This window comes from Xanthomonas vasicola pv. musacearum NCPPB 4379 (assembly GCF_000277895.2).
Taxonomy (GTDB): domain Bacteria; phylum Pseudomonadota; class Gammaproteobacteria; order Xanthomonadales; family Xanthomonadaceae; genus Xanthomonas; species Xanthomonas vasicola.
In genome coordinates this window covers 3,809,199-3,826,870 of sequence record NZ_CP034655.1, presented here as the reverse complement: position 1 = coordinate 3,826,870, position 17,672 = coordinate 3,809,199, and the positions used below count along the sequence as shown (strand labels likewise).

The window sequence follows — 17,672 nt, the reverse complement described above, 5'->3', positions numbered from 1 at the left end:
GATGTGCACTGGCAAGCGGATTCGTCAGGTGCGAGTGCGTTGCCGGCCCGACGCCTGCACGCAAGGCAGCCGCCCTTGAGTCAGGCCTGCCGCAACGACCACCTTTGACTGGAGCGCACGATGATCGATCTGTACTACTGGCCCACGCCCAACGGGCACAAAGTCACGCTGTTTCTGGAAGAGGCGGGGCTGCAGTACACCCTCAAGCCGGTCAACATCGGCAAGGGCGAGCAATTCGAACCGGCATTCCTGCAGATTTCGCCCAACAACAAGATGCCGGCCATTGTCGACCATGCACCGGCCGATGGCGGTGGTGCGCAGAGCGTGTTCGAGTCCGGCGCGATCCTGCTGTATCTGGCCGAGAAGACCGGCCGCTTCCTGCCGCGCGATGCCCGCGGCCGGATCGCTGCACTGGAATGGCTGTTCTGGCAGATGGGCGGGCTGGGCCCGATGAGCGGCCAGATGGGCCACTTCAACGTCTATGCACCGGAAAAGATTCCCTACGCGATCGAGCGCTACAACAACGAGGTGCGCCGCCTGCATGGCGTGCTCGACAAGCGCCTGGCCGACCGCGCCTTCCTGGCCGGCAACGATTACGGCATCGCCGATATGGCCAGCTATCCGTGGATCGAAGTGTATGGCGATCTCAAGCCGGACTACGCCGAATTCCCCCATCTGAAGCGCTGGCACGACGCCATCGCCGCCCGCCCGGCCACCCAGCGCGCCTACGCACTCAAGGACAAGGTCAATCCCAATGCCGGCAAGCCGCTCAGCGAGGAGGAGCGCAAACACCTGTTCGGCAAGCGCTGAAGCGTAGTCGTAACAGCAGAGCGGGCATGGCCGCTCAACACCGGCGCTGAAATCCCTTTACACCGGGGAGAACAGCTCAACATGGCGCCTAAAGCCCCTCTCCCGCGGGGCAAGAAGGCACGTCTTGCGCGCCACTCGCGCGCGTGCCCTGGAGCGCCCGCGTCGCAAACGCGGGCTGGGGCGCGAAACGGGGGTGAGGGTACGGTGTGGCGGACACTGACAGCGAACACATAGCTACTCACGCACGCGACGGGCGGTTGTTATCGACCACGCACCGACATATCCCGATGCACGCGCAACTCCAGCGCCATGCATCCCCACGCACGCGCGCCCAAGCGTCCAACATCGGCATCGCTGCGCTTCTCAAATCCACACCACCGCCGCATCCTGTGCGCAGTCGTCAAACAGGATCATTGATGCGCGCCCTGTTCGTAACCCTTGCCCTCATGCTCAGCACCGCTCCCATGGCCCACGCCGAAAAACTCACCCTGGAGGCCATCACCGGCCCATTGCCGCTTGCCGGCCCCACGCTGATGAAACCCAAGGTGGCCCCGGACGGCTCGCGCGTGACCTTCCTGCGCGGCAAGGACAGCGATCGTAATCAGCTGGACCTGTGGGGATACGATATCGCCAGCGGCCAGACCCGCCTGCTGGTCGATTCAAAAATCGTGCTGCCCGGCACCGAAGTCCTGAGCGATGTCGAAAAAGCCCGTCGCGAACGCCAACGCATCGCCGCGCTCACCGGCATCGTCGATTATCAGTGGGCGCCGGATGCGCACGCGCTGCTGTTCCCGCTCGGCGGGGAGTTGTATTTGTACGACCTGCGCAAGACCGGCGCGGCAGCGGTGCGCAGGCTCACGCACGGCGAAGGATTTGCCACCGACGCCAAACTCTCGCCCAAGGGCGGGTTCGTCAGCTTCGTGCGCGAACGCAATGTGTGGGTAATCGAGTTGGCCAGTGGCAACGCGCTGCAGCTCACCCACGATGGCGGTGAGACCATCGGCAATGGTGTGGCCGAATTCGTTGCCGACGAAGAAATAGATCGCCACACCGGCTATTGGTGGGCGCCGGATGATTCGGCCATTGCCTTCGCGCGCATCGACGAATCGCAAGTGCCCGTGCAAAAGCGCCCAGAAGTGTATGCCGACCACACCGAGGTGATCAGCCAACGCTATCCGCAAGCCGGCCAGCCGAATGTGGCGGTGCAGCTGGGCGTCATTGCACCGCGCGCCAAGGCGACCCCACGCTGGATCGATCTGGGCAAGCATCCGGACATCTATCTGGCGCGTGTGGATTGGCGCGATGCGCAGCGCCTGACCTTCCAGCGCCAGTCGCGCGACCAGAAAACCCTTGAGCTGATCGAAACCACGCTGGCCAGCGGCGCGCAGCGCACGCTCATCACCGAAACCTCGCCCACCTGGGTACCGCTCAGTAACGACCTGCGATTTCTCAAGGACGGCCGCTTTCTCTGGAACTCCGAACGCAGCGGCTACGAGCATTTGTATCTGGCGTCCGAAGACGGCCGCACGTTGACGCCGCTGACCTCTGGCAACTGGGTGGTCGATGGCGTGCTCGCCGTCGACGAGCAGGCCGGCATGGTGTATTTCGCCGCAAGCAAAGACGCGCCCACGCAAACTCACATTTACGCCGTGCCGCTGGCCGGCGGCGCGATCGAAAAGCGCTCCAGCACCAACGGGACGCATGCGGCGAGTTTTGCGAACAACGCCAGCGTGTACGTCGATACCTGGTCCAACACCACCACGCCGCCGCAGATCGAGTTGTTTCACGCCAATGGCGAAAAAATCGCCACGCTGCTGAAGAACGACTTGAGCGACCCGCAGCATCCGTACGCCCACTACCGCGACGCGCAGCGTCCGATCGAATTCGGCACGCTCAGCGCTGCCGACGGCAAGACACCACTGCATTACCGCCTGACCAAGCCAGACAACTTCGACCCGGCCAAGCGCTACCCGGTGATTGTGTATGTGTATGGCGGCCCGGCGGCGCAGACCGTGCTCGATGCCTGGCCCAGCCGCGGCGATGCCTTGTTCGATCAATACCTGGCCCAGCGTGGCTACGTGGTTTTTTCGCTGGACAATCGCGGTACCCCGCGGCGCGGGCGTGACTTCGGTGGCGCGCTTTACGGCAAGCAGGGCACGGTGGAAGTGGACGACCAGCTGCAAGGTGTGGCTTGGCTCAAGCAACAACCCTGGGTGGATGCCAAGCGCATTGGCGTGCAGGGCTGGTCCAACGGCGGTTACATGACCTTGATGCTGCTGGCCAAACACAGCGACGCTTATGCGTGCGGCGTGGCCGGCGCACCGGTCACCGATTGGGGCCTGTACGACACGCATTACACCGAGCGCTACATGGACCTGCCGGCTCGCAACGCCGCAGGCTATCGAAACGCACGCATCGCCACGCATTTGGACGGCCTGCGAGCCAAGCTGCTGCTGATCCACGGCATGGCCGACGACAACGTGCTGTTCACCAACTCCACTGCGCTGATGAGCGAGCTGCAGCAACGCGGCACCGCATTCGAATTGATGACGTATCCCGGTGCGAAGCACGGGTTGTCGGGTGCCACAGCACTGCATCGTTACAAGACCGCCGAAGCGTTTTTGCAGCGTTGCCTGATGCCGGTGCACGACTAAGCGTGGCTAGCCAAAACCTGGCGAGCAGTCGTCAGGTGGGCGTGGACAGCGCACAGGAACCGCGGTTTACGCGAGGTACATGCCGTCCGAGCACCGGCCGCGCTGCAGTTGTTTTGTAATCTGCTTCAAGTCACACGCGCATGCGTCGCACCACTCGCCCGCCATTCTTATCAGCGTTGGGCTGCAGGGCCCGCGTGGCGAAGGCAGCGTGCAGGTGGATGCACACGCAGGCATGGACGTTGGACCTACCAGACACTGACCTTCGCCGGCATCGATGGCGACCAGATCATGGTGCTACGGCCACAGCATCGCCACCGCAGCCTGCCTGCCATGACCTAAGGCAGATTGCCGCGGCCGTTGCAGATGGGTAGGGTCGCGCTACTCAATCTGCGGATATGCCTCATGAAGCCACTTGTTCTCGCCGTTGCGCTGGCGCTCGGTTCCTCGTTGCCGTTGCAGGCACAGACCGGTAAGGCTGCGCCGACGCAGCCTGCCAGTCCGGCCTGGGTGCAGACCAGCAATGGCTACGCGCAGATCCTGCTCAACGCGCAGGCGCCGTTCCAGCCCGAATACGCCAGCTTTTTCGGTGTGTCCGGCTATGACGATCAGGTCGTCGACCTGGGCCCGGACAACACCGCGCGCTATCGCGATGCCATGCGTAAGGCGCGCGCCACGCTGCAGACCAAGCTGGCCACCGAGCGCGATGCCAACGTGCGCCAGGACCTGCAGATCATGATCGGCGCGGCCGAGCAGAACATCGAAGGCAGCGAGCTCAACGAGCGCTACCTGCTGCCGTGGAACGACGCCCCGGAACTGGTCTTCAGTGGCCTCAACGGTTTGCTCTCCGACCAGACCGTGCCCGAGCGCCGCGCCAAGGCGCTGGACCGCCTCAAGCGTTATGTTGGCCTCGTGCCGGGAAGCACGCCCACCACCACGCTGGCGCGCCAGCGCTACGAGGAAAAGCTGGGCGACAAGGCGCTGCTGCAGCCCACCCAGCGCGAGGTGGAGCAGGCCCTGGCCAATGTGGACACGTACGTGGCCGGCATCGGCGAGCTCTTCGCCAAGTACAAGATCGCGGGCGCCGACGAAGCGCTCAAGGCGATGTCCACGCAACTGAAGGACTACGCCGCCTGGACCCGCACCACCGTGCTGCCCAAGGCGCGCAAGGACACCCGCCTGCCCGAGCCGCTGTACGCCTTTCAACTCAAGCAGGTCGGTATCGACATCGCCCCGCAGCAGCTGATTCAGCGCGCGCAACTGGAGTTCATGGAAACCCGCTCGGCCATGCGCCAGCTGGCGCCGCTGGTGGCCAAGGCCAAGGGCGTACAGGGCGGCGATTATGTGCAGGTGATCCGCGCGCTCAAGGGCAACAAGATTGCCGACGACCAGCTGGAAACCCACTACCGCGGCGTGATCGATCAGATCGACCCGATCATCCGCAAGCAGCGCATCGTCGATGTGCCCAACCGCCCCATGCAGATGCGCCTGGGCAGCGCCGCTGAAAGCGCTGCGCAACCGGCCCCGCACTTTCTGCCAGCGCCGTTGATCGGCAATACCGGCCAGCAGGGCCAGTTCGTGCTGCCGCTGGGCAACCCGACCGCCGATGGCGCCAAGAAAGAGCATTACGACGACTTCAACTTCGGCTCGGCCGCCTGGACGCTCAGCGCCCACGAAGGCCGCCCCGGCCACGAACTGCAGTTCACCGCCATGGTCGAACGCGGCGTCTCGCTGGCGCGCAGCATGTTCGCCTTCAATTCGGTCAACGTCGAAGGCTGGGCGTTGTATGCGGAAGCGGAAATGGTGCCGTACGAACCGCTCGACGGCCAGCTCATCGCCCTGCAGTTCCGCCTCTTACGCGCCGCCCGCGCCATGCTCGACCCCATGCTCAACCTGGGCCTGATCGATCGCGACCGCGCACGCCAGGTGCTGGAAGACGACGTCGGCCTTTCGCCGGCCATGACCCGCCAGGAACTGGACCGCTACACCGTCCGCGCCCCCGGCCAGGCCGGCAGCTACTTCTACGGCTACACCCGCATCCTCGAACTGCGCATGCGCACCGAATTGGCCCTGGGCAAGAAGTTCGATCGCCTGGCTTTCAATAACTTCTTGCTCGACCAAGGCCTGCTCCCACCGGATCAGCTGGCCAAGGCGGTGGAGACGCAGTTCATTCCGGCGCAACAGAAGTAAATTCAGCCGGGGTTGGCCTAGCTGGTTCTTCTCGGCAATTCAAATGCTGAAACTAAGGCGCGGCCCTGCAGGCCGCGTCGATTTAATGAACACTATTCGAAGCTGAAGTTGCAGCTGATTAAGGCGATACAGCTTCATTGGAAATACAAAAGAGCGTGACCTGCGTGCTGGCGAGCAGGCCACACTGATAAGCCGCCGCGCGATTAATGATCTGGACGGTGGCCTGTTGTATGAAGCTTCATCGAGCGGGTGCGCTCAATGAGCGAATGGAACATTCTCAGGTCGCTGCTGACCTGTCCACTTTCCCTGTTTCTTTGCTTGCGGACAAACGCTCTGATACTGCGCAAGCGCAGTAATGGCAATCGGTGTCCACGCCTGGAGGCACACTGGGCCGGCACAGCAAGGTGTCGGGCTAGGGAACAGACAATATCCGGGCACGGCGACCCAGGTCGCGCTAATTGGATCCACCGGTATCCAATTCTTGTCTTGATCTTTGCAACCCTGCGTACAGAAGACAAATGGATCATCGGAGCGGCAGACAAGCTTTACCCCCTTAGTTTGAGCCGCAGCTTGTCCAACGAAACACATCGCCAACATCAACATCCATATCCAGCTTTTCATGACTATTCCTTAGATGACTGAGGCCAACAGCTACGCGTTGCCAGGATCAAGTGGCTAAAGCGCAGTAGACAGGAAACCTGGTATATACGGCTAAGGCGGTCCCAATCTTGTCGCCGCCAAAGGATACTGCATCCGATTTGGGGTTTCATTACAAGCCGGCTTAGGCCGTTCGTTGCCAGAAGCGTCGACAAGACGCCCAGTATCTCTCGAGACTGGCGTCTTACTGGTCGAAGACATACGAATCCGAGTCAAATGGCTTATTGACCAAGTGGCGGGCGTGCCGCATCGCTTGCCCCCGCCGGCACCCAGATCGCCACGCCCGCCGCACGCTTCTGGGTGGTTGGGATGCCAATTCCTAAACCCCCACCGACGCGGCCGCCGTAGCTGCCACCGCCCACCGAGAGGCCGCCGCCGGAGCGTTCTGAGCCCACGCCGACGATGACCACGCCGTTGGCGCCGAGCTTGGCGGCTTCGCGCTTGAGGCGTTGCACAGCAGCGTCGGTCTGGCCCTGGGTGCCGAATCCGGCCGCGCTGGTCGATTCGAACTGGGCGATCTCTACCGAGCCGACCGGGGCATTGGAATACACCCGCACTTGTGCCGGGTCGATCGGCGCGCGCGCCTGGCCCAGCATCACCTTGGAGCTGCTGGCGCAGCCGGCCAGCAAGGCGGCGGTGGCCGCGGCGATGGCAACGTTTCTGATCAGCGATTGCTTGTGCATGGTGGACCCCCCTTGGGTAATGAAAGCCGGGTAGCGGCAGCGATGATCCGGCGCTTGGACTGAATCGCGCCGCACTTCGGCGCACCCTAGCCATGCCGGTGTGAGGCTGCTGCCAAACCGCCATTGGTCATGATGACCACCCGCCCACGGCGCGCGGACGGTCGCGCCGGTAAGCTCGTGCTTTCTTCAAGATGAGGTGGCCCGTGGGATTGATCAGTCTGTTGTGGGGCATCGTGGCGCTGCTCTGGATGGTCCTGGCTTTCATCCCGCTGCTGGGCTGGGGCAACTGGTTCCTGATTCCGTTTGCGGCGATGGGCGCACTGATCGCCGCCATCGCGCTGTTGTTCACCTCGGCAGGCAACCGCGGCCGTGCCAAGACCGGCCTGGTGCTCAACGGCCTGGTGATCGTGGTCGGGGCGATGCGCCTGACATTGGGCGGCGGGATTATCTAGAGCGCCTTCGATAAGGCGGCGATGCGCACCTGCGTGTGCAGATGTTGGGTGCGCGCGTCGGGCAGGGTCTGCATCGCTAGACTTCGGTGCCTTGCCCGACCTGCCGCCAGCAGCATGCAAGCAAGAGCCTGCGTGCCGTTGCAGCGCTGCGACACTGCGTCGCAGCGCGTCCTGCGCGGGATGGCAAGCGTAAACTGATGCGCTGTCTACAGGAGCCTTGTCATGGCCCACCCGCACTACCGCCCCCGCCGCATGCGCCACGATGCGTTTTCGCGTCGGTTGATGCGCGAAAACACGCTGACCACCGATGACCTGATCTGGCCGGTGTTCGTGCACGCGTTGCCCGGCCGCGCGCCGATTGCGTCGATGCCGGGCGTGGAACGCCTGTCGCTGGACGAGTTGCTGCGCGAAGCGGAAAACGCGCTGGAACTGGGCATCCCGGTGATCGACCTGTTCCCGGTGATCGACCCGGCCGGCAAGAGCCTGGACGCTGCCGAGGCTTGGAACCCGGACGGCCTGGCGCAGCGCGCGGTGCGTGCATTGAAGTCGCGCTTTCCGGAGCTGGGCGTCATGACCGACGTGGCGCTGGACCCGTACACCACCCACGGCCAGGACGGCATCATCGACGCCAAGGGTTATGTGCTCAACGAGATCACGGTCGAAGCGCTGGTCAGGCAATCGTTGTCGCATGCGCAGGCGGGCGTGGACATCATTTCGCCTTCGGACATGATGGATGGCCGCATCGGCGCGATCCGCCGCGCGCTCGATGCCGACGATCATCTCAACGTGCGCATCATGGCGTATTCGGCCAAGTACGCCTCGGCGTTTTACGGCCCGTTCCGCGATGCGGTGGGCAGCGCCGGCAATCTGGGCAAGGCCGACAAGACCACGTATCAGATGGACCCGGCCAACGGCGATGAAGCCTTGCGCGAGATCGCCCTGGATCTGGAAGAAGGCGCGGACATGGTGATGGTCAAGCCGGGCATGCCGTATCTGGATGTGGTGCGCCGGGTGAAGGAAGAATTCCGCGTGCCGACCTTTGCGTATCAGGTCAGTGGCGAGTACGCGATGCTCAAGGCGGCAGCGGCCAATGGCTGGCTGGATGAGCGCAAGTGCGTGCTCGAGGCGCTGATGGCCTTCAAGCGTGCCGGCGCCGACGGCGTGTTGACCTATTTCGCCCCGCAAGTGGCGCGCTGGTTGCGCGAGGAAACACGCTGAGCGCGAGCGCCTGCGGCCATGTCGCCGCAGGCGCATCTTAGAGCGGCTAACAAGACGTAGCGAGCAGTTTTCAGGTGGGTGCGGACGGCGCACAGGAACCGGAGTGTACGAGTGGTACATGCCGCACCGAGCACCGGCCGCGCCCGCCTGGCGGCTGCGCAGTCGTATTGCTAGCTGCTCTTATGTCAGTGCGCTGGTGCCAGCAACGGTGTCGGCAGGCAACCCAATCCGCTGAGCGTTGCCTCGACGGCCGCGTCCAGGGGCGTGTGCGGTTCTTCGCCCAGCACCTCGAGCAGGCGCGTGTTGCGCAGGCGCAGCGGGTTGCTCCACAGCGGCCGGATCTCGCGCAGTTCGCGTGCCAGTGGCACGAACGGACTGGCCAGCGGGATCGCCCACCACGGAAAGCGGCGCAGCTTCGGCTGCGCGCCGCCATGGCGTACCACCACCCGGCCGATCGCCGCTGCCATCTGCGTGCCGTCGGCATCCCAGTGTCCGGCCATGTGCAGGCGGGCGAACGCCGGTAGCGTGTCGCGGCGCTGCAGTAGCCGCAGCACACACTGCGCAACGTCGGGCAGGTAGGCCCATTGATGGCCAACGCCTTGCGCGCCAGGCAGGGTCACCGTGGTGACCGGGCGCCCTGGGGTGACCAGCCCTTGCGCGAACCAGCTATTGCGCGCACGCGGGCCAAAGTAGTCGCCGGCGCGCACGATCATCGCCCGCGCGCCATCTGCGGTGGCGGCCTGCAGGCGGCGCTCCATCTCGACCCGGATCGCGCCTTTGCGGCTGGTCGGCGTTTGCGGCGCATCCTCGTCCGGCGACGGATAGGCGTCGGGGCCGTAGTTGTAGACGGTGCCGGGCAACACGATGGTGGCGCCCTCGGCGCGGGCCGCCGCGATGCTGTTGTCGAGCATCGGCAGCACCAGCTCGGACCAGCGCCGGTAGCCGGGCGGGTTGACCGCGTGCACGATCACCGCGCAACCGCGCGCTGCCTGCAAGACATCCTGTTGCTGCATGGCGTCGCCGCGACGCCAGTCGATGCCGTCGCGGTGCTCCGCATTAGCCGCAAATCCGCGCTGCAGCGCGCGCACCTGCCAGCCTGCATCGCGCAGTTGCCGCGCCACTTCGCCGCCGATACCGCCACTGGCACCCAGTACCAGGGCGCTCTCTGTCTGTCTCATGAGTCTGCTCCGCTGTCGAGATGCGGCCAGTGTGGAGAGGTCGTCGCTACGAATAAATTGGCGAAGATGCGCGCGCAGCTATACATTTATGTATGGCCGATACGATCAGTTGGGAGCTCTACCGATCCTTCCTCGCGGTGCTGGAAGAGGGTTCGCTGTCTGCGGCGGCACGCGCGCTGGGTCTGACCCAGCCGACGGTCGGGCGGCATGTGGCGGCGTTGGAGGAACTGCTGGCAGTGCCGCTGTTTGTACGTTCGCAAACCGGACTGCTGCCCACCGATGCTGCGCAGGCGTTGCGTCTTCATGCGCGCGCCATGGCCGATATGGCCGCGGCATTGCAGCGCGCAGCTGGCCGGCATGGCGACGCGTTGCAAGGCACGGTCAGAATCTCCGCGAGCGAAGTGGTGGGCGCTGAAATCCTGCCGCCGATCCTGGCGGCGTTACGGAACGCGCATGCGCAGCTGCGCATGGAACTGGTGTTGAGCAATCGGGTGCAGGATCTGCTGCATCGCGAAGCCGATGTGGCGGTGCGCATGATCCGGCCGCAGCAGGACCTGCTGGTGGCGCGCCGCGTTGGTGAGATCGCAATCGGGCTACACGCCCATCCGGATTATGTAGACCGGCATGGCGTGCCGCAGCGCCCGGACGATCTGGCGCAGCACGCGCTGGTGGGCTTCGACACCGACACGCCGTTCCTGCGCAGCGCGCGCAAGGGCTTCCCGTTTTGGGAACATGCGGCCTTTGCGCTACGTGCCGATAGCGATTTGGCCCAGCTGGCGCTGATCCGTGCCGGATGCGGCATCGGCTTCTGCCAGGCGGCGCTGGCGCGGCGGACCCCACGCCTGCTGCCGGTGTTGCCGCAGCAGGTCGGCGTTGCCCTGGACGTCTGGGTCACGATGCATCAAGACCTGCGCGCCAGTGCGGCCTGCAGTGCGGTGTTCGCGGCTTTGGCAGCGGGATTGGCCGCGCACTGCGCCGCGCCGGAGGCGGGCGCCGGCAGCAACTGACAGCGGCGGTGTGTATGCACCTGCATGGCAACAGCCGCTGCGATGACCGATCCCGCTTGCCGTTTACGCGCGACGTCCGCACGCGTCACGCACATGCAGCTGAATTCCGCGCGCAAACCTGGACGTTACGGCAGTACCAGCGCGATCGCCTGCGACTTGACGCTCGCGCTGAGCGAGGGAAACGGGTCCACGTTGGTCATCATGACCAGATCGTTGATCGACACCACGTCGCAGTTGATGCTGCTGTCGTTGACGCACAGATACGCGCCCGCGCCCACGCCCGGTTCGTAGATCGCCTTCCACACATACGCCGGGACGGCAACCTTGTCGGTGCCGATGGTCGCTGCGGTGCCGCTGTCGAACGCCGGGCCGGTCACCACGTACAACTCGCCGTGTTGCTTGGCCAGCTGACGCACCTGTTGTTCGATGTGCGCCCACTCGCCGGTGTTGAGCTTGTGGTCCTGCGGGACGACGTTGGCCATGGAAAAGGTCTCTTTTTCCGAGCTTTCGGTCGATGCATCGCCGGCCGGCGTCATGTGCCCGCGGTCGTAGCCGGTGTTGGTGTAGTCGGAACTTTTCGAGCGATCAGCGGCCGGGAGACCGGTTTCGTCGTGGAAGGAGCCGACCCGGCCGGTCGCCTCGGCGCCGGCAACCTGCTGGTCGGTCAGGTGCTCGGCCGAGTACACCGGGTCCTTGGTCACGCCCGAGGCCAGCAGCACGTATTCGGTGTGGCACACCTCGGTGGTGCGGGTGGTGGAACTGCTCACGGCAGGCGGGGTGCCGTTTGCGTAAAGCGTGGGGCAACTGGTGGCGGCAACCGCCGCCGAGGTCGTGCACAACGCTGCCAGCACCACACAACTGCGCAAGAAGAAAGGCATTGCAGAGCTCGCTTGCCAGGAGGAGTGAGAAAGGTGGCAACGCGCGATGTCCAAACGATGACCGCGTTATGTTTGGCAGATGACGGCGTGCCGCAGCGCGCATGAAGCAAGGCTGGCCGTTTCCGAGGGACTGCATGACAGGCTGCGGCAGAACGCCATCAGCCGATGCCGATCGGATGCGAGACTCATTCTCATCTACAATGGCCGGCCGTCCTGTTTCGTGCCCATGTCTTGATCAAGACGCTCTTGTTCCAGCTGCATTGGCTGCTCGGCATCACTGCCGGGCTGGTGCTGTCGGTCATGGGGTTGACCGGTGCGGCGATGTCGTTTGAAAACGAGATCGTGCGCATGGCCAACCCGGCCATTGCGCAACTGGCGCAACGGCATGCGGCGGGCGAGCAGCCCTTGCCGGTGGATGTGTTACTGCAACGGCTCGATCTGGCGCCGACCAATGCAGGGCAAAAACACACGGTCACGCGCCTGTTGATCGACCCCACCGGCGCGCGTCCCTCGGCCGCTCGCCTCTCCGGCAAGGGCGGTGGCCGGGTGTACTTCGATCCCTACACGGGGGAGCAGGTTGCGCCGCCGCGGCTGAGCGCTGCGTTTGCCTTCATCGAAGACCTGCACCGCAATCTGTCCGCCGGCAAGCGCGGGCAGGCGGTGACCGGTGCGAGCGCCTTCATCTTGCTGTTCTTCTGCGCATCGGGGCTGTATCTGCGCTGGCCGCGACGGTGGTGGAGCCCGCGCACCTGGTGGGTGGTGGAATGGCGACGGCAGGGGCGCAGTTTCTTGTGGAGCCTGCACGCGGTGTTCGGTACCTGGTGCTTGCTGGTGTATCTGCTGGTTGCACTAACCGGGCTGACCTGGTCCTACCCCTGGTATCGCGATGGCATGGTGGCCTTGCTCGGCGCCACGCCTGCGATACGCGGTGACCGAGGCGATAACCGCCCGGCCACCATCGATTTCGCAGGCGTGCAACGTACGCTCGATGGCATTCCCGCCACCCGCAGCGCTGCCTTGGATCTGCGCATTCCCACGCGCGCCGGGCAGCCGTTGAACGTGCGGTTCTTGCCTGACAATCCCGCGCACGATCGCGCCTACGACAGTCTTGATATCGCGCCGGACAGCGGAGCACTGCTGCAGCGCCAGGACTACGCGCTGTTGCCGCGCGGGCAACAGATAGCGGTGAGCATGTTCGCGCTGCATTCGGGCAGCTTCTTCGGGTTGCCCGGGCGCATCGTGGTGATGCTGGCCAGCCTGGGCATGTCGGTATTCTTCGTCACCGGTTGGATGCTGTATCTGGATCGGCGCGGCAAAAAACGCGAACTGCGCGCTGCGCGCAAGGTATTGCAAGGCGCAGCACCGGCCTCGCAAGCGGCGCCATGGTTGATTGCGTTTGCCAGCCAGAGCGGTTTTGCCGAGCGCCTGGCGTGGCAGGCCGCCGGGCATCTGCAGGCGGTCGGCTTGCCGGTGCAGGTGCGCTCGCTGGCGCAACTGGATGCGCAGGAACTGCAACGTACCCGGCACGCGCTGTTCGTGATCAGTACGTTTGGCGATGGCGAGCCACCGGATGCGGCGCGCGGTTTCGAGCGTGGACTGCTGCGGCAACGCTTGGAATTACCGCAACTGACTTATGCGGTGCTGGCACTGGGCGACCGCCAATACGCACAGTTCTGCGGGTTCTCGCGGCGTGTCGAACAGTGGCTGGATGCGCAGGGCGCGCGCGCGCTGTTTCCTGCGGTGGAAATGGATAACGTCGATCCGCAAGCGCTGGCGCAGTGGCATGCGCAGCTGGGCCAGATCGCCGGTGCACCGATGGTTGCTGTGCCCCTGGCACGGCCCACCTTGACCGAATGGATGCTGTCCTCGCGCACCCATGTGAATCCGGGCAGCGAAGGGGCACCGATCTGGCGCATCGATCTGCAGCCACCGGCCGAAGCACAGTGGCAGGCCGGCGACATCCTCGAAGTGCAACCCGCGCATGCCGAAGCACAGGTGCGTGCTTGTCTGGCTGCCTGGGGTCTGTCGCCAGACGCGCTGGTGCATGTGGACGCACAATTACTGCAGCTGCAGCAGGCCGCCGCCGAGCGCGTGCTGCCGGAACCGCCTGCAACGCCGCTTGCCCATGCTGTGGATCCGCAAGGCTGGCTGGATGCCTGCGCCTGGCTGCCCACGCGCGATTACTCACTCGCCAGCGTGCCGGCCGACGGGACGGCGACGGTCGTGGTGCGGCTGACCGCGCGTGCCGATGGCAGCCCCGGTCTGGGTTCGGGTTGGCTGATCTGCCATGCGGCGACCGGCACGCCGGTGCGCGCACGGTTGCGCACCAATCCCGGGTTTCATCGGGTGGAAAAAATGCCGATGGTCTTGATCGGCAATGGCACCGGCATTGCCGGCCTGCGCGCGCTGCTACGCGAAGCCGAGCTGACCGGCGTGCATGGGCACTGGTTGTTGTTCGGCGAACGGCATGCCGCGCACGACCGCTTATTCGCCGGCGAGTTGCAGGCCTGGCAGTCAAGTGGGCATCTACAACAACTGGAGTGGGTGTTCTCGCGCGACCAATCGCACAAGCGCTACGTGCAACATCACTTGCGCGAAGCCGGCGACACGCTGCGGCACTGGATCGACCGCGGCGCCGTGATTTACGTCTGCGGCAGTCTGGACAGCATGGCGCGCGAAGTCGATACAACCTTGCGAGAACTGCTCGGTGACACGCGGTTGGAATCATTGACCGCGGCGGGCCGTTATCGGCGCGATGTGTATTGAGTGCGGTGATGGCTGCGGGATTGCGGCCTTACCTCGGCTAACAGAACGTAGCTGGTGAGCGTTAGGCAGCTGCAAGCGCAGAGCCGTAGGCTGGAGAATCGCAACACGCGGCTGATATATGCCGACTCCTAGTTCGAGCATTACCTGCGCGCCGCTTGCTTAGCATCTGCGCGTCGGTTTGTTGGCGGCATCTTGTTGATGCAGTCGAAGGTCTGCTCCGTCGAGTGCGCGGTGTCCTTACCGCTTGCTGGACACGCCGTAAACCCGCAAGCGGCGAGGGCACCGCGACAGAGAGTTGGCTGCCATCTAACTAAAGCAACTCAATGCTACGAACCGATTGCTGCATGTGTCGATTTGGTTGCTGCTGCGAATCGCATGGTCATGACAGCAGCCAGCGGCTGCGACCGGACATCAACTGAGCCAACGCGTTATTCGTTTAACGAATCGCGCAATGCAGTTCGTACGCCATGCACACCGACCGACGTCACTGGTCCTTGCCCGCTCACCATCGCGGGACCCTTGGCGGCATGGATGCAGCCAAGGAGCTTACAAGGCCGTACTTGCAGCGTGTCGTGCGATGGTGGGCGGGCAAGGACCCTGCAGCCAAGTCGCAGATCAGCTGCCTGCGGCCAGAACCCAGAGTAAGTCAGCCTGCAGCAAAGGTCAGACCATTCGCCCTTCAACAAACCAGCGTGCCATAAATGGAAGCCAGCCGATCTGGCTCTGACCTGGTGCCTCCATCCCCCTCAACGGCAATTCGCATCGCCATCGGCTGCCGGTGCCTTCATTCGGTAGATGTCCAGCTGCCCTGCACGTGGCGCACGGGCACTGCCGGTCACCAACAATTCGCCGGGCTTTGCCGTATCCACGACCGCACCGAAGGTGCGCTCCTGCGGCCCGTTGAACGACAGCGGCAGCGGCACGCCCTGGGCGAAATGGCCGTCCTTGCAGACCGCCAGTAGCAATTGGCTGGGGCCATCGGTCTTCCCGCGGGCCCACACCAGCGCGCGTCCGTCGCCGAGCCAGGCCGCGTCCAGTTCGTCGGCTGCACTGTTGATGTCGACCAAGGCCGCCGGCGCACTAAAGGCTTTCCCATCCCAGCGCGCCACGAACAGATCCATGCCGCCGGCGCCGCCATGCCCGTCGCTGGCGAACAGCAAGCGCGTCCCGTCCAGCGACAGCGTTGGCGCGCGCTCGTTGCCCGCGCTGTTGATCGCCGTACCCAACGATTGCGCCGCACCCACGGCGCCTTGCGCATCCACCGGCGCACGGTACAGGTCGCTGCCGCCCGCGCCGGCGGGTCGGGTGGAGGCGAACAGCAGCCAGCGGCCGTCGGCACTGAACAATGGGGTGGTCTCGTCCTGTGCGGTGTTGATCGGTAATGGCCGCGCGTCTTGCCAGCGCCCGCCGCGTAGCTGCGCCTGCCACAGATCCCAGCCGCCAGCGCCACCGGCGCGGTCGCTGGCCCAAACGATGCGCTGTCCGTCCGGGCTGAGTGTGGCGCGTGCCTCGTTGGCTGGCGTGGAGACCACACCCATCCCCTCGATGCCGAATTCGGCAAGCCCCGAAGCAGACGGGACGCAGAGTAAACTTGCCGCCAGCGTGAGCAGGGTCCATCGATATTGCATGCGGTGTTCCTGCCTCAAGAGCGGCTCTAAAGTCGCGCACAGTCTAGTCAACCAGAGAGCGTTTCATGCCCGTATCCCGTTATGCCGTGTTCGGTCACCCCGTCGCCCATTCGCTGTCGCCGGCCATCCATGCCGACTTCGGGAAGCAGACCGGCATTGCGCTGGACTACACCGCCATCGACGCGCCGCCGGAGGACTTCACTGCCGCGCTGCAACGTTTCGCCGATGAGGGCGGCAAGGGCGCCAACGTCACCCTGCCGTTGAAGGAAGCCGCCTATGCGCTGGCCAGTAGCCTGAGCGATCGCGCGCGGCTGGCCGGGGCAGTGAACACCTTGGTGCGTGACGACGACCAGTGGCAAGGCGACAACACCGATGGCGCCGGCCTGGTGCGTGATCTCACCGAGCGCCAGGGCCTGGATCTGCGTGGCCGCCGCGTGCTGCTGCTGGGCGCCGGTGGTGCTGCGCGCGGTGTGGCGCCGGCACTGCTGGAGGCGGGTATCACCGCAATGGTGGTGGTGAACCGCTCGCCTGAGCGCGCCGATGCCTTGTGTGATGCACTGGGCGAGCCGGCGCGGGTGACCTCGCGTTACATCGAAGACCTGCGCGAGCTGGGCGACTTCGAACTGATCGTCAATGCCACTGCCGCCGGCCGCGATCGCGATGCCGGCGCGTTCGCGCTGCCACTGGGCCTGGTCAACAGCCTCACCGCTGCGGTCGATCTGAATTACGGCGACACCGCCATCGCGTTCCTGGCCTGGGCGCGTGCGGCGCAATGCCGATATGCCATCGACGGCCTGGGCATGCTGGTAGAGCAGGCTGCAGAAAGCTTCGCGCTATGGCACGGCGTGCGCCCGGACACCGACCCGGTCTACGCCGCGCTGCGCGCGCGCGAAGCCGTGCTGGTCAGTGCCGACTGACATGGGCAGCCCCGATGTCACCGCTATCCTGCTGACCCTGGTCACCAGCCTGCTGTCGCGCGTGCCGATGCTGATTGCGGTGCTGCTTGGGTTGGTCTTGCTATGGCGCGCCCCGCAGAGCCCGCTGCGGCGTGCCGGCCTGGCCGCGCTCTGGTTGCTGCTGGGCTGCCTGTTCGCCGAGGTCGCGTTCCAGGCGATTCCGATGCTGTTGCTGCAGCAAGGCAATGTGCGTCAGATCAGCATGGTTGTCAGCATCGCCCACTTCGTGCTGATGGCCGTGCAGGCCGTCGGCATCGGCGTGCTGGTGTGGACGCTGGCGGCCAGCCTGCAACGCTTGGCGCCCGCCACTGGTCCGCGCTCATGATCCCGCTCAAAGCCATCTTGCTGGTGATCGTTGGGCTGGTCTGCACCGGCCAGGGCGTGTGGACGCTGCTGCATCCGCAGGCACTGGCCACAGTGAATCGCGGAGGCCTGCTGTACGAACGTTTCGGGCCGAATGGCGTGGGCGTCGGCATGGTGTTGATGGGCATCGCAATGGCAGTCATCGGCTTGGTGTGGGCGCGCTATGCGTGGCCGTCGCGTACGCAGCACGGCTGACGAACAAATAGACGCTGCCTGCGCATTGCAGGCAGCGGGG

At 64.8% G+C, this 17,672-nt stretch carries 14 protein-coding genes and 2 other RNA genes; 10 read left to right on the top strand and 6 right to left on the bottom strand.

The features are described 5' to 3' along the window. Positions 1-120: 120 nt before the first annotated feature. Both KWO_RS17735 and KWO_RS17730 read left to right on the top strand, forming a co-directional pair. Positions 121-810, top strand: a complete 690-nt coding sequence (locus KWO_RS17735; RefSeq protein WP_010379196.1) for a glutathione binding-like protein — start codon at positions 121-123, stop codon at positions 808-810. A gap of 416 nt (positions 811-1,226) precedes the next feature. Beyond that, on the top strand, positions 1,227-3,464 hold the full coding sequence (locus tag KWO_RS17730; protein WP_017112285.1) for a S9 family peptidase: 2,238 nt from the start codon (positions 1,227-1,229) through the stop codon (positions 3,462-3,464). Positions 3,465-3,468: 4 nt separating this feature from the next. On the opposite strand, the gene KWO_RS17725 is transcribed toward KWO_RS17730, so the two are convergent. After that, positions 3,469-3,545: non-coding RNA, sX9 sRNA (locus KWO_RS17725), on the bottom strand. A gap of 321 nt (positions 3,546-3,866) precedes the next feature. Here KWO_RS17725 and KWO_RS17715 point away from each other — a divergent pair. Further along, positions 3,867-5,651: a DUF885 domain-containing protein gene (locus KWO_RS17715; RefSeq protein WP_010379200.1), complete on the top strand. Its 1,785-nt coding sequence runs from the start codon at positions 3,867-3,869 to the stop codon at positions 5,649-5,651. Positions 5,652-6,529: 878 nt separating this feature from the next. Here the strand turns inward: KWO_RS17715 and KWO_RS17705 are convergent. Further along, positions 6,530-6,991 (bottom strand): hypothetical protein, encoded by a 462-nt coding sequence (locus tag KWO_RS17705; protein ID WP_010379201.1) that lies wholly within the window; start codon positions 6,989-6,991, stop codon positions 6,530-6,532. 209 nt (positions 6,992-7,200) lie between these two features. Between KWO_RS17705 and KWO_RS17700 the strand changes: the two genes are divergently transcribed. Continuing rightward, a complete protein-coding gene (locus KWO_RS17700) occupies positions 7,201-7,443 on the top strand; it encodes a hypothetical protein (RefSeq protein ID WP_017117814.1) in 243 nt (80 codons plus the stop codon). Positions 7,444-7,665: 222 nt separating this feature from the next. Continuing rightward, on the top strand, positions 7,666-8,661 hold the full coding sequence (gene hemB, locus KWO_RS17695) for a porphobilinogen synthase (protein WP_010369920.1): 996 nt from the start codon (positions 7,666-7,668) through the stop codon (positions 8,659-8,661). 44 nt (positions 8,662-8,705) lie between these two features. On the opposite strand, the gene KWO_RS17690 is transcribed toward hemB, so the two are convergent. After that, positions 8,706-8,781: non-coding RNA, sX9 sRNA (locus KWO_RS17690), on the bottom strand. 65 nt (positions 8,782-8,846) lie between these two features. Further along, positions 8,847-9,839 carry an SDR family oxidoreductase gene (locus tag KWO_RS17685; protein WP_010379205.1) on the bottom strand — a complete coding sequence of 331 codons (993 nt, stop codon included), beginning with the start codon at positions 9,837-9,839 and terminating at the stop codon, positions 8,847-8,849. Positions 9,840-9,931: 92 nt separating this feature from the next. Between KWO_RS17685 and KWO_RS17680 the strand changes: the two genes are divergently transcribed. Next, complete coding sequence (locus KWO_RS17680; protein ID WP_010369930.1) at positions 9,932-10,846, top strand: LysR family transcriptional regulator; 915 nt, start codon at positions 9,932-9,934, stop codon at positions 10,844-10,846. Positions 10,847-10,971: 125 nt separating this feature from the next. Here the strand turns inward: KWO_RS17680 and KWO_RS17675 are convergent, their stop codons facing one another. Continuing rightward, positions 10,972-11,724, bottom strand: a complete 753-nt coding sequence (locus KWO_RS17675; RefSeq protein WP_010379207.1) for a DNA/RNA non-specific endonuclease — start codon at positions 11,722-11,724, stop codon at positions 10,972-10,974. A gap of 231 nt (positions 11,725-11,955) precedes the next feature. On the opposite strand from KWO_RS17675, the gene KWO_RS17670 reads away from it, so the two are divergent. Continuing rightward, positions 11,956-14,490 (top strand): PepSY domain-containing protein, encoded by a 2,535-nt coding sequence (locus KWO_RS17670; protein ID WP_017113558.1) that lies wholly within the window; start codon positions 11,956-11,958, stop codon positions 14,488-14,490. Between the two features lie 746 nt (positions 14,491-15,236). Here the strand turns inward: KWO_RS17670 and KWO_RS17660 are convergent. Then, entirely contained in the window at positions 15,237-16,118 is an 882-nt protein-coding gene (locus KWO_RS17660; protein ID WP_010379211.1) for a TolB family protein, read from the bottom strand. 65 nt (positions 16,119-16,183) lie between these two features. On the opposite strand from KWO_RS17660, the gene aroE reads away from it, so the two are divergent. Genes aroE through KWO_RS17645 form a run of 3 tightly spaced genes read left to right on the top strand, consistent with a single transcriptional unit; the run spans position 16,184 to position 17,632 of the window. After that, positions 16,184-17,035, top strand: coding sequence for a shikimate dehydrogenase (gene aroE / locus KWO_RS17655; protein WP_010374937.1), 852 nt, complete (start codon positions 16,184-16,186; stop codon positions 17,033-17,035). After that, positions 17,025-17,399: a hypothetical protein gene (locus KWO_RS17650; protein WP_026112177.1), complete on the top strand. Its 375-nt coding sequence runs from the start codon at positions 17,025-17,027 to the stop codon at positions 17,397-17,399. The genes aroE and KWO_RS17650 overlap by 11 nt, the downstream gene beginning before the upstream one ends. Further along, a complete protein-coding gene (locus KWO_RS17645) occupies positions 17,396-17,632 on the top strand; it encodes a hypothetical protein (protein ID WP_010379212.1) in 237 nt (78 codons plus the stop codon). Before KWO_RS17650 ends, KWO_RS17645 begins: the two co-directional genes overlap by 4 nt. The last annotated feature ends 40 nt before the right edge of the window (positions 17,633-17,672 follow it).